Annotated in this window: 13 protein-coding genes; 7 read left to right on the top strand and 6 right to left on the bottom strand. The window is 70.9% G+C overall.

From position 1 onward, the window contains the following. The 3 genes from flgA to F3J18_RS31865 form a co-directional block, all read left to right on the top strand. On the top strand, positions 1-658 hold a 658-nt coding region (flgA, locus tag F3J18_RS31875), incomplete at its 5' end, for a flagellar basal body P-ring formation chaperone FlgA (RefSeq protein WP_166916090.1). A gap of 136 nt (positions 659-794) precedes the next feature. After that, positions 795-1,121, top strand: coding sequence for a flagellar biosynthesis anti-sigma factor FlgM (flgM, locus tag F3J18_RS31870; RefSeq protein ID WP_013699654.1), 327 nt, complete (start codon positions 795-797; stop codon positions 1,119-1,121). A gap of 67 nt (positions 1,122-1,188) precedes the next feature. Continuing rightward, a complete protein-coding gene (locus F3J18_RS31865; protein ID WP_013699655.1) occupies positions 1,189-1,629 on the top strand; it encodes a flagellar protein FlgN in 441 nt (146 codons plus the stop codon). A 162-nt stretch (positions 1,630-1,791) separates the two neighbouring features. On the opposite strand, the gene F3J18_RS31860 is transcribed toward F3J18_RS31865, so the two are convergent. From F3J18_RS31860 to F3J18_RS31845, 4 genes are all read right to left on the bottom strand, one after another. Continuing rightward, positions 1,792-3,045 (bottom strand): multifunctional CCA addition/repair protein, encoded by a 1,254-nt coding sequence (locus tag F3J18_RS31860; protein WP_166916088.1) that lies wholly within the window; start codon positions 3,043-3,045, stop codon positions 1,792-1,794. A gap of 65 nt (positions 3,046-3,110) precedes the next feature. Further along, positions 3,111-3,743, bottom strand: coding sequence for a glutathione S-transferase family protein (locus F3J18_RS31855; RefSeq protein WP_036052941.1), 633 nt, complete (start codon positions 3,741-3,743; stop codon positions 3,111-3,113). A gap of 58 nt (positions 3,744-3,801) precedes the next feature. Next, positions 3,802-4,761 (bottom strand): complex I NDUFA9 subunit family protein, encoded by a 960-nt coding sequence (locus F3J18_RS31850; RefSeq protein ID WP_166916086.1) that lies wholly within the window; start codon positions 4,759-4,761, stop codon positions 3,802-3,804. A 180-nt stretch (positions 4,762-4,941) separates the two neighbouring features. Further along, entirely contained in the window at positions 4,942-6,894 is a 1,953-nt protein-coding gene (locus F3J18_RS31845) for a lytic transglycosylase domain-containing protein (protein ID WP_166916085.1), read from the bottom strand. A gap of 20 nt (positions 6,895-6,914) precedes the next feature. Between F3J18_RS31845 and F3J18_RS31840 the strand changes: the two genes are divergently transcribed. Further along, entirely contained in the window at positions 6,915-7,517 is a 603-nt protein-coding gene (locus tag F3J18_RS31840) for a 5-formyltetrahydrofolate cyclo-ligase (protein ID WP_166916083.1), read from the top strand. 34 nt (positions 7,518-7,551) lie between these two features. Here F3J18_RS31840 and F3J18_RS31835 read toward each other — a convergent pair whose 3' ends face one another. Then, on the bottom strand, positions 7,552-8,088 hold the full coding sequence (locus tag F3J18_RS31835) for a winged helix DNA-binding protein (RefSeq protein WP_166916081.1): 537 nt from the start codon (positions 8,086-8,088) through the stop codon (positions 7,552-7,554). A gap of 133 nt (positions 8,089-8,221) precedes the next feature. Between F3J18_RS31835 and pxpB the strand changes: the two genes are divergently transcribed. From pxpB to pxpA, 3 genes are read left to right on the top strand one after another with little or no spacing between them, the layout of a single operon-like run. After that, complete coding sequence (gene pxpB, locus F3J18_RS31830) at positions 8,222-8,878, top strand: 5-oxoprolinase subunit PxpB (protein WP_166916079.1); 657 nt, start codon at positions 8,222-8,224, stop codon at positions 8,876-8,878. Then, on the top strand, positions 8,875-9,963 hold the full coding sequence (locus F3J18_RS31825) for a biotin-dependent carboxyltransferase family protein (RefSeq protein WP_166916076.1): 1,089 nt from the start codon (positions 8,875-8,877) through the stop codon (positions 9,961-9,963). Before pxpB ends, F3J18_RS31825 begins: the two co-directional genes overlap by 4 nt. 33 nt (positions 9,964-9,996) lie before the next feature. Continuing rightward, on the top strand, positions 9,997-10,749 hold the full coding sequence (pxpA, locus tag F3J18_RS31820) for a 5-oxoprolinase subunit PxpA (RefSeq protein WP_013699663.1): 753 nt from the start codon (positions 9,997-9,999) through the stop codon (positions 10,747-10,749). Between the two features lie 526 nt (positions 10,750-11,275). Here pxpA and F3J18_RS31815 read toward each other — a convergent pair. Beyond that, positions 11,276-12,238, bottom strand: coding sequence for a TraB/GumN family protein (locus F3J18_RS31815; RefSeq protein WP_167220149.1), 963 nt, complete (start codon positions 12,236-12,238; stop codon positions 11,276-11,278). Positions 12,239-12,261: the final 23 nt, after the last annotated feature.

Below are 12,261 nucleotides of genomic sequence, written 5' to 3'. Positions count from 1 at the left end.
CGCCCAGGCCCAGGCCGCGCCGCCGGTGCCCGAGGGCCAGCAGGATCCGGAAGCGATCCGCCAGGCCGCGCTGGCCTTCCTGCGCCAGCAGACCGCCGGCCTGCCGGGCAAGGCGATCGTCACGGTGGCGCCGGCCTTCCCGCGCGGGCTGGCCGCCTGCACCGGGCTCGAGCCCTTCCTGCCGACCGGCGCGCGGCTCTGGGGCCGCACCACGGTGGGCGTGCGCTGCGCCGGCGCGAAACCCTGGACGCTCTACCTGCAGTCGAAGATCTCGGTGCAGGGCACCTATTACGTGGCGGCCCGCGCGCTGTCGCCCGGCGAGGTGCTGACGGCCGCCGACCTGGTCGCCCACGACGGCGACCTGACCCAGCTGCCGCTGGCGATCATCACCGACCCGGGCCAGGCAGTCGGCGGCACCTCGCTGGTGCGCGTGGCGGCCGGCCTGCCGCTACGCCAGGACATGCTGCGCAGCGCCTCGTCGGTGACGATCGGCCAGACCGTGCGCGTGGTGGCGGCCGGCAAGGGTTTCACGATTTCGTCGGAAGGCAGCGTGATGAACAACGCGGGGCCGGGCCAGCAGGTGCGGGTGCGCCTCGCGGCGGGCCAGATCGTCACGGCGGTGGTGAAGGATTCGGGAACGGTCGAGATTCCGTTATGATGGGCGCCGCCAGCGCGGCCAGTAAGACTGCAAAAGAGTGCAAACTTTTGTTTCTGAAAGCATTTACTGAAGATCGAGCGCTAAAGTTCGGCTCCGTCCTGCCGTTATCTCGCTCAAATCGTTCAGGAAGCTCATCGTGAAAATCGATTCCACCCCCGCCACGAACGTCCGCCCGGCGTCCTCCGACGCCGCTTCGTCGCGCAGCCAGGCCGCCGCCCCCGCGGCGCCGGTGGCCGACGCCGCGCCCGCCACCGGCGGCGATGCGAACGTGAACCTGTCCTCCGTGTCGACGAACCTGCAATCGCTGGCCTCGTCGGGCTCGGCCGATATCGACACCGCGAAGGTGGCGTCGATCCGCGATGCGATCCGCAACGGCTCGCTCTCGATCGACACCGGCAAGATCGCGGACGGCATCCTGCAGACGGCTCGCGAGCTGGTGCAGACGCCGGTCAAGCTCGGCTGAGGGCGGCGGGGGGCGACCGCAATCGGCACGCGGATGGTCCGCGCGCCGGCGTTTTGAGCGAGACGCAATGAAAGAAGCACTGCTGGCGACGATCAACGACGAGCACGCGACGGTGGAAGCCTTCGCCTCCCTGCTCGCCTACGAGCAACAGGCGCTGACGGCGGCCTCGCCGGCCGATACGCTGCCCGACATCATCGAGCGCAAGACCCAGCTGGTCGAGCGCCTGGCCACGCTCGAAAAGCAGCGCGACGTGCAGCTCGCCGCGCTCGGCTACCCGGCCGGCCGCGTCGGCATCGACGCCGCCTCGGAGCGCGACCCGAGCGTCGCGAGCCGCTGGAAGCTGCTGCGCGAGGCCACCGAGCGCGTGCGCCACGCCAACCTCAACAACGGCATGCTGATCCGCATCCGCATGGACTACAACGAGCGCACCCTGCAGGTGCTGCGTGCCCAGCCGGCGCGCGCCGGCCTGTACGGCCCGGACGGGCGCGTGTCGGGCGCGGCGCGCTGAGATCGCTTCCCCCAGAACCGTCACGCGCGGCATCGGCCGCGGGTGACGGTTTCGTTTTTTTCCCGATTGAATCTCGATGAAGCGCGCCGGCCAGGCGCGCGGCTCGGTCGCGACCGGGTCGAATCGGCCGCGCCGCGCGGATCGCCACCGCCGGCGCGCCGCTCATTCGCCCGTGTCGGCGTCGATCGAGAGCTCGGCCGCCACCGCCGCGATCCGCGCCCGATGCACCGCCTCGCGGATCCCTTCCGGATTGCCGCGCAGCCCGGCCGCCACCTGGCCGGCATCCACCGAGCGCGCGGCCAGCAGCGCGCGCCGCAGGCGCTCGGCCTGCGGATAGGGCTGCGCCTCCAGCCCGAGCCGCCCGCGCGCATCCGATTCGCAGGCCTGCAGCATCTCGGCGAAGCGACCGGGCTTGCGCAGCGCGTCGGCGCGCTCCAGGAAGCGCACCAGCGCGGCCGCGCCCATCTTCATCACCTGGTGCAGGTTGCCGTGCTCGCGCGCCACCAGCAGGGCCAGGTCGCGGCACTCGTTCGGCACGCGCAGGCGCTCGCTCAAGGGCTTGAGCAGATCGACGCTGCGGCCTTCATGGCCGATATGGCGCGGCAGCACGTGCTCGGGCGTGGTGGCCTTGCCGAGATCGTGGGTCAGCGCGGCGAAGCGCACCGGCAGCGTGTAGCCGTGCCGCGCCGCGTAGTCCACCACCATCATCACGTGCACGCCGGTATCCACCTCGGGGTGGTAGTCGGCGCGCTGCGGCACGCCGAACAGCGCGTCGACCTCGGGCAGGATGCGCGCCAGCGCCCCGCACTCGCGCAGCACCTCGAACATCCGCGAGGGTTTCGCCTCCATCAGCCCGCGCGAGAGTTCCTGCCAGACCCGCTCGGGCACCAGCGCGTCGACCTCGCCGGCCGTCACCATCTCGCGCATCAGCGCGAGCGTCTCGGGCGCGACCGTGAAATCGGCGAAACGGGCCGCGAAGCGCGCGATCCGCAGGATCCGCACCGGATCCTCGACGAAGGCCGGGCCGACGTGGCGAAAGCGCTTCGCGGCCAGGTCGGCGCGGCCGTCGAACGGGTCCACCACCGGGCCGACCAGGCTGCCGTCGGGGCTCAGCTCGCGCGCCATCGCATTGATGCTCAGGTCGCGGCGCGCCAGGTCCTCCTCGAGCGTGACGTCGGGCGCGAAATAGAACTGGAAGCCGTGATAACCGGCCGCGGTCTTGCGCTCGGTGCGCGCCAGCGCGTATTCCTCGTGGGTGCGCGGATGCAGGAACACCGGGAAATCCTTGCCGACCGGGCGATAGCCCTGGGCCGCCAACTGCTCGGGCGTCGCGCCGACCACCACGTAGTCGCGATCCTGGACCGGCACGCCGAGCAGTTCGTCGCGAATCGCGCCGCCGACTGCGTAGATCTTCATGACATCACCTCCTTGCCGCGGCGCGCGGCACCGGGCCGCCGCCGCATTGCCTGGTCCATCGTCGCTCAGTGATCGAACACGCGCGTCTCGTGACGCGCCTCGTCGGCCCAGGCCGCCACCGCCGGCACCGCGAGCATGCGCGCCACATAAGCCGCCGCGACCTCGGACAGCGGCGGCGCATAGGTGACGAAGCGCATCACCACCGGCGCGTACATCGCGTCGGCGATGCCGAAGGCACCGAACAGGAACGGCCCGCCCGAGGCGGCGAGGCAGTCGCGCCACAGCGCGTCGATGCGCGCCACGTCGGCCAGCGCCGCCGGCGAGGCCTCGCGGCCCGGCAGGGTGGCGCGGATATCGAGCGGCATCTCGGCGCGCAGCGCGACGAAGCCGGCATGCATCTCGGCCGACACGCTGCGCGCGCGGGCCCGCGCGGCCGGCTCGGCCGGCCACATGGCCAGCGCCGGATGACGCTCGGCCAGGGTCTCGGCGATCGCCAGCGAATCCCAGATCGCCAGGCCGTCGTCGTCGATCAGGCAGGGCACCTTGCCCGAGGGCGATACCGCGCGGATCCGCGCGCTCGTCTCGGGCGTGCGCAGCTCGATCAGCGTCTCGTCGAAGGGGATCCCGAAGTGCCGCATCAGCACCCAGGGCCGCATCGACCAGGAGGAATAGCTCTTGTCGCCAATGATCAATTGCATGCTCGAACCTTGCTGCTTCATCAAAAATAAGTGAATCGGGGGCAATGCCCTGCCGCGCTCAGCGACGCGCGCGCCAGGCATCGTGGCGCGTGCCGCCGGCGCCGAGGTAGGACGGCGCCACGCTCTCGATGCTGGCCGGCCGGATCCCCAGCTCGGGCGCGAGCGGCCCGCTCGCCAGGTTGGGCACGCGCATCGAATCGAGGTTGTCGCGCGTCATCACCGGCTCGCCGGGCAGGCACTCGAACAGGCGCGCCTGCCACCGCGCCAGCGCGTCGGGCAGGCGCAGGATGCGTGCCTCGTGCCCGACCAGCACGCCGCAGTAGCGCACCAGTTGCTCGAGCGTGTAGCCCTTCGGGCCGCCCAGCTCGTAGGTCTTGCCATGCGCCTCGCGCAGCCCGCTGACGCGGCTCAGCGCCTGCGCGACGTCGCCGACGTAGATCGGCTGGAATTGCGCGTCGGGCATCGCCAGCGGCAGCACCGGCAGGCTGCGCTGCAGCCGCGCGAAGGTGCTCAGGAACGCGTCGCCGGGGCCGAACACCACCGAGGGCCGCAGCACCGTGACCGCCAGCGCGCCGCCGGAAGCGGCCGCCGCCGCATGCAGCGCGGCCTCGCCGTCGCCCTTGGAACGCTGGTACATGCTGGGCCCGCGCGAATCGGCACCGAGCGCGCTGACCTGCACCAGTTGCGGGACGCCGGCCTCGGCGCAGGCTGCCGCCAGCGCCGCCGGCAGCGCCACGTGGGCCTGCCGGAAACCTTCGCCGTAGGGCTTGCCATGGCCGCCGTGGAGGACGCCGACCAGGTTGACGGCCACCTGCGCGCCGGCCACGAAGCGCGCCAGGCTGCGGGTATCGAAGCCGTCCAGCTCGACGATCTCGACCGGCAGCGTGGCGAGATGGCGGGCATGCTCGCGGCGCCGCGCGGCGATCCGCACCGGGCGGCCGTCGCGAACCAGGTTCGCGACCAGGCGGGCGCCGATGAAGCCGGTAGCGCCGATCAGGGCGAGGGGCGGTCGATCCATGGGCGAGCCTCCGTCAGCTGTCGACTGCGCGCCGCGACGATCGGGCTGCCGCCTGCCCTGCCTCGACCGCGCGAGCGCGCGCGGGAAACGAATCGCGGGCCGCGATCCCGCCGCGGCCCGCGCGAAAGCCAAGGCCCGGCTCGACCCGGCAGGCGGCCCGGGCCGGCCCCGGCAACCGGCTCAGGGCGAGACGAAACCGAGCCGCGCCTTCAGCGACTGCGGCTTGCCCTCGAACAGCGCCGCGTAATAGGTGGTGTTCGACAGCACGTTCTTCACGTAGTCGCGCGTCTCGTTGAAGGGGATGGTCTCGGCGAAGATCGCGCCCTCGACCGGCTGGGTCAGCACCTGCCGCCACTGGCGCGGGCGGCCCGGCCCGGCGTTGTAGCCGGCCGTGGCCAGCACCGCCGAATCGTCGAACTTCTGGTAGATGTCGGACAGGTACCAGGTGCCGAGCTGGATATTGGTGTCGATGTCGTGCATCTGCGCGCGCGAGAGACCGCCCATGCCGAGCTTCTTGGCCACCAGTTGCGCGGTGGCCGGCATCAGCTGCATCAGGCCGCCGGCGCCCACCGAGGAACGCGCATTGGTGATGAAGCGCGATTCCTGGCGGATCAGGCCATAGGCCCATTCGATATCGAGCCCGCTGGTGGCCGCGTAGCGCTCCACGATCGGCCGATACGGCGAGGGATAGCGCAGCGTGAAGTCGTGCATCGCGGTGGTGCGATCGGCCGTGTTGACGGTGCGGTCGAGCATGTCGATGCGCTTGGCGTATTCGGCCGCGGCCAGCAGTTGGCGATCGGTCATGCCGCGCAGCGGCCAGTTCCATTCGCGGTTGCCTTCCAGGCGCAGGTTCAGCGCGTAGAACCGGCGCGCCAGCGCGAAGCCTGGCACCTGGCTCATCGCGTCGACCTCGGCGTCGCTGACGACGGTGCGCGGCGGGATCACGGTCTTCTGGCCCAGTTCCTCGGCGGCCAGTTGGCCGTAGAAGTCGAAGCGGCCCGCCACCTGCTCGAAGTCGCGGTTCGCGCCGCCGGCGTCGCCGGCCTGCTTCAGCGCGCGGCCATGCCAGTAGAGCCAGGCCGGCTGGGCGCGCAGCTCGTCGGGCATCTGGTCGATGGCCCAGCGCACCGAGGGCCAGTCGCCGGCCAGCAGCGCGGCACGCACGCGCCATTCGTAGCCGGGCACCGACAGCGGCGCGCCGCCGGACTGCTTGTAGTACTGCAGCGCCATCGGCGAGCGCTTGAGCGCCGCCTGCATGCCGATCTCGCCCCAGGCGATCGCCTGCTCCGACTTGGAGAGCTGGGTGAGCGTGCCCATCATGCCGGCCGCCTGGTCGGGATCGTTGCGCGCCATGCGCGTGATCGCGATCAGCGCCAGCTGGCGCGAGACGGCATCGCTGCCGACGCCGCGCGCGAGGAACAGCGGCGGCGCGCCGGCGGCCTGGTCGAAGCCGGCCGGGCGCGGGCCGAGCACGTCGACGATCTTGCCGGCGGTGGTGGTGTAGTTCTGCTCGAAGGCCAGGCGCGCCTGGGTCCAGACGTCGTCGGACGAGAACTGCTGGTTGACCGCCAGCGCCGAGATCAGGTCGACGCAGGCATCGCCGTAGTTCTTCGGCTCGACCAGAAGGTGGCGCGCCATGTCGGCGACATTCTCGCCGCGCGAGGCGCGCGACTCGAGCGAGTAGCACTTCACCTGGGTGTCGTCGTCGAGCACGAAGCGCTTGTACTGCTCGTCGAAGCCGCGCCAGTCATGACGCGCGCCCAGCACCAGCAGGTAGTCGTTGCGCATGCGGTCGGCGATCGCCTGGCCGTCGTAGCGCTGCAGGAAGGACAGCACCGGCGCGTCGGGCGCGTCGATGCGGGCCTTGCCCGAGCTGTCGAACAACTGCGGCTTGATCTGGAAATACTCGAGATAGGACGGCGCCGGATAATTCGGGATCATCGCGGCGAGCTGCGCGGCGCGGGCCGGGTTGTTGGCGCGCGCGGCCTCGCGTAGCTGGACGAAGACCTGATCGTCGTTCGACGTGACGTCGTCGACGGGTTGAGCGGCACACGCGGCGGCGCCCGCGGCCAGTACGACCGCCGACAGCGTCATGGCGGCCGCGCGATATACTCGGACGAGGCTGGTTGACATCGTTTTTCATGGAGCACGAAGTGAGCGAAAGCATAGCACGCCCCCCCGTCGCCAATCGCAAGCAGGCGCTGCGCGAAACGCTCGCGCCGCTGCGTCGCGCGGCGAGCGGCGAGGCGGCCGCGAATGCCGCGCTGGCGCGCCGGATCCTCGATCTGCTCGGCAAGCATCCGCTGCTCACGGTGGGCTTCTACTGGCCGCTGCCGGGCGAATTCGACGCGCGCGCCACGATCGCCGAATGGCTCGCCGACGACCATCGCCGCCGCGCCGCGCTGCCGGTGATCGCCGAGCCCCATACGCCGCTGTCGTTTCGGCGCTGGACCCCGGACGCGCCGATGCGCACCGGCCATCACCGCATCCCCGAGCCGGCCGAGGGCGAGGCGCTGGTGCCGGACCTGCTGCTGATCCCCTGCGTCGGCTTCGACAAGCAGGGCTTCCGGCTCGGCTACGGCGGCGGTTACTACGACCGCACGCTGGCGGCCTGGCCGAACGAGGCGCTGCCGGTGACGATCGGCGTGGCCTACGAAGTGTCGGCGCTCGACGCGCTGCCGCGCGAATCGCACGACCGCCCGCTCGACTGGATCCTCACCGAGCGCCACGCCTATCGCTCGGGCGCGGCCGGCTGAGCCGCCCGCCTTTCCCGCCTTTCTTCTTCCCCGCCTACAGCGAAGCGGCCGCGCGCGCGGCCGTGTCGTAGAGCCCCGAGGCATTGCGCAGCAGTTGCGCGGCCTCGCCGATCTGCCGGTTGGTCAGCCCGCTCTCCTTGAGCGTCTCGATCAGGCAGCGCTCGCGCACCTCGCGATACTGCTCGCAGAGCGCGCGCCCGGCCGGCGTCACCGAGAACAGCACCTCCTTGCCCGACTTCTCGCCGCACACGTAGCCGCGCGCGGCGAGCTTCTTCAGCGCGTAGGTGGCAACGTGCGTATCCTCGATATTCAGGACGAAACAGATGTCGGCGAGCTTCTTCTTGCGGTCGCGATGGCCCACGTGGTGCAGCAGCGAGACCTCGATCGCGGTCATGTCCTTGGCGCCGGCCGCGTCCATGCAGCGGACCATCCAGCGATTGAACGCATTGCTCGCCATGATCAGCCCGTATTCGAGCTCGGACAGCTCGACGCTGGTCTCGGAGACGAGATGTTCGGACGAAACGATCTGGGCGGGCGGGCGGGGCGCTTTGTCTGGCACGGCGGGAACCATCGAGGGCGGGGAATGGCCGCAGTGTACGCCAGATGCGCTCGACAACCGTCGTAACGCCTTCTTCTTATCGATAATTTATCGATAAATTATTGATGATGTATCATCCGCAGCAATCGATGCCCGTGAGCCGCCCATGACCGCTCCCCGTCTCTACCCGCTAGGCGATACCGCTCTCGTCTGCGAAGCGCCGCCGCCCGCCACGCTGGACTGCCAGCGCCGGATCTGGGCGGTCGCGGCGCTCGCGCGCGGCTGGCCGCAGGTGCTCGACGTGGTGCCGGGCATGAACAATCTCACGGTGGTGTTCGATCCGTTCGAGACCTCGGCGGCGGCGCTGCTGCCGCGGCTTGAGGCTGCCTGGCGCGAGGCCGATCCCGATGCGGCGCCGGGCCGCGAGGTCGAGATCCCGGTGATCTACGGCGGCGAGGCCGGCCCCGATCTCGCGGCGGTCGCCGCGCATACCGGGCTGGCCGAGCGCGAGGTGGTCGAACGCCACGCGGCCGGCAGCTACATCGTGTTCTTCCTCGGATTCCAGCCCGGCTTCGCCTATCTCGGCGGGCTCGAGGCGGCCCTGCACACGCCGCGTCGCATCGCGCCGCGCCTGGAGGTGCCGGCCGGCTCAGTCGGCATCGGCGGCGCGCAGACCGGCATCTACCCGGCCAGCGCGCCCGGCGGCTGGCAACTGATCGGCCGCACCGCCCTGCCCCTGTTCGATCCCGCGCAGACGCCGCCCACCCTGCTGCAGCCGGGCGACCGCGTACGCTTCACGGTGCGGGAGGTGCAGGCATCATGAGCCAGGGCCGCGCTTTCGCCGGCATCGAGGTGCTGCGCGCCGGGCCGCTGTCGACGGTGCAGGACACCGGCCGGCGCGGTTTTCGTCACCTGGGCGTGGCGCTGGGCGGCGCGCTCGACACGCTGGCGCTCGAGGTCGGCAACCGGCTGGTCGGCAACCGCCCCGAGGCGGCCGCCATCGAGATCACGCTCGGCCCCGCCAGCTTCCGCTTCCCGCGCGCCACGCGCATCGCGATCACCGGCACCGGCTTCGGCGCCACGCTCGACGGCCGGCGCGTGCACGCCTGGTGGAGCCTGCCGGTAGCGGCCGGCCAGACCCTCACGCTGCAGGTCGCGCAGCACGGCATGCGCGGTTATCTGTGCGTGGCGGGCGGCATCGACGTGCTGCCGGTGCTCGGCTCGCGCAGCACCGACCTGGGCTCGCGCTTCGGCGGCCTGGGCGGGCGCGCGCTGCGCGACGGCGACCGCCTGCCGGCCGGCCAGCCCGGCGCCGCCGCGCCCGCCTGCCTCGCACCCGAGGCGCAGGAATTCGGCGTCAAGGCGCCGGCCTGGTGCGCCTCGCTGATGCCGAGCGAGGCGCTGCCGCGCCGCCCGCATACGCACGCGTCCTGGCCCACCCCGGTGCGGGTGCTGGCCGGCCCGCAATACGGCGGCTTCGCGAGCGCCTCGCAGCAGGCGCTGTGGGACGAGGAATGGCGCGTCACGCCCAACAGCAACCGGATGGGCTACCGCCTGGCGGGGCCGGCCCTGCTGCGCGAGGCGCGCGAGGAACTGCTCTCGCACGCGGTGCTGCCGGGCACCATCCAGGTTCCGCCGAACGGCCAGCCGATCGTGCTGATGCACGACGCCCAGACCACCGGCGGTTATCCGCAGATCGGCACGGTGATCCGCGCCGATCTCTGGAAGCTCGCCCAGGCGCGCCTGAACCTGCCGATCCGCTTCGTGCCGACCACCGTCGAGGCCGCGCGCGAGGCGCTCGCGGCCGAGCGCGCCTACCTGCGCCAGATCGACGTGGCGATCGCGCTGCGCGACGAGACGCACCAGCGGCAGCGCCGGGCGCTGGCGGCCGGCACCCGGGCCGCCTGACGGCTCCCCTTCACCCCTCAGGACGAGAACATCATGGAAATCGATCTGAATGCCGATCTCGGCGAGGGCTGCGGCTCCGACGAGGCGCTCCTGGACCTCGTCACGTCGGCGAACATCGCGTGCGGCTGGCACGCGGGCGGCGCGCAGGCGATGCGCGACTGCGTGCGCTGGTCGGTCGAGAAGAATGTCTCGATCGGCGCGCACCCGAGCTTCCACGACCCGGAGAACTTCGGGCGCAAGGAGATGGACCTGCCGGCGAGCGAGATCTACGCCGGCGTCCTCTATCAACTGGGTGCGCTATCTGCGATCGCACAAGCCGAGGGCGGGCGCATCGCCCACGTCAAGCCGCATGGCGCGCTCTACAACCAGGCCGCGCGCGACCCGCGCATCGCCGACGCGGTGGTGGCGGCGATCCACGACTTCGACCCGTCGGTGGCCGTGTTCGGCCTGGCCGGCAGCGGCTTCGTGGGCGCCGCGCGGCGCCTGGGCCTGGCCGCCGTGGAGGAGGTGTTCGCCGATCGCGGCTACCGCGCCGACGGCTCGCTGGTGCCGCGCAGCGAGGCCGGCGCGATGGTGGAGGACGAGGACGAGATGCTGGCGCGCACGCTGGAGATGGTGCGCGGGCGGCGCGTGCGGGCGGTGACGGGCGAGTGGGTGCCGCTCAATGCGCAGACGGTCTGCCTGCACGGCGACGGCCCGCATGCGCTGGCCTTCGCGCGGCGCATCCGCGACGCGCTGGAGCACGCGGGCGTGACGCTGACGGCGCCGGGCGCGGCGCATGCCTGAATGGCGCGCGACCACGGCGCGCCGGCGCCGCCTGCCGGTGCGACAAACTCACGGCAAGCGTTACCGCGAGAATCATAGTCACCAATGAAAAAAGCGCCCTCGGGCGCTTTGCTTTTTTAAATCGCGTCAAATAGCGAATTCAAATGCCATTTGAATGACGCCATTCAAAATCGTGACATTCGATAATGTCGGCATGATTTACCGACCTGAAACTGGCTTAAAACACGTCCGCCGCCTGCCGGCTCTGACCACGGCCGGCCGGGCGGCGGAACGCCCAATTTCAACCACGCTCGAAGCGTGCCTCGTATTTCTTTGTCGATTGGCCTGGCGTACTGCCGGTGGCCTTTGCCGGCACGTCAAACACGTGCCGGCAAAGCCTTCCTCGCGCTTCTTATCGTGCTACTACCCCGTAGTGTTTTGTACTTTCCGGTGTCAATCCCGTTGTGGATTGGAGAATAGTTTTGACAATGTTTCATGTCAATCGTTAAACCGCGAAAATCGGTAAAAGTGTGGGTTTTCCCCATCATCAACCGGCGTCCACGCGAAATCCTTGCCGCTTTAACAATTCGATCACACCTTTGGGGCCACCCAGATGTAACGCGCCGATCGCCACGAACAGCGGCCGGTTGGGGCCCGCCAGCGCGATCGCGCGCGCGGTGAAGCGGCGGTTGCGCTCGTAGACGATCTTGTTGTCGATCGCCGCGGCCAGCGGCCGCGAATGCGCGAGCCGCTCGGTCTTGGCGTTGGCCCAGGCCGATACCGCGTCGGCATCGCCGATGCGCCACAGCCGGTGGAGGGCCTTGATGTCGTCGGCGTTCTGCGCCGGCGTCTGGGTGATGTCCTGGGCCAGCATCTCGCGCTGCTCGGCCAGCGTCAGCCCGGTGAAGGCGCGCATCTGCTCGGCCAGCGTCTCCAGCCCGACCACGCGCGCGCCCTTCTTCTTCAGGAACACGTTCTGCAGTTGCGCCTCGGTGCCGTATTCGGTCTGCAGCCCGGCCGACAGCGAGTCGTAGGTCTCCACCACCAGCGCGGCCAGCCAGGGCCGCATCCGGCGGATCCCGTCGAGCGCCGCAGGATTGCCGCGCAGCCGGCCGGCGAGGCGCTGCCACAGCGGCTCGGGCAACAGCTTCGGCAGGCAGGGGTAACGGCAACTGCCGTATTTCGAGACATCGTCGGCGGACTCGAGCAGGTCGTCGGGCGAAAGCTCCAGCGCGAGCACCGGCGAGGCGGCCAGCGCCGCCAGGATGGGCCGGCGGAACGGCTGGGCGGGCGGGTAGTCGGCCGGATCGCCGACATGCAGGGTGCCGAGCAGGTAAATGGTGGTCTTGCCCTTGCTGGCCACGTAGAAGGGCATGCGCGCCGGCTGGGCGCGCACCGCGCCGCTGGAGACGGTCGGATCGGGCGGCGGCGAATGGAAACCGGGCAGCGACAGGCTGGGCGGCATGCGCGCGCCGTTGAGCGGCGCGTGCACGGCGCCGCCCTGCGCCAGCGCCTCGCCAGCCGGGCAGGCCA

It is taken from the genome of Burkholderia sp. Ax-1720, assembly GCF_011753035.1.
GTDB classification, from domain to species: domain Bacteria; phylum Pseudomonadota; class Gammaproteobacteria; order Burkholderiales; family Burkholderiaceae; genus Burkholderia; species Burkholderia gladioli.
Note: the sequence above shows the minus strand (reverse complement) of the source record. Positions and strands in the feature narration are given on the sequence as shown.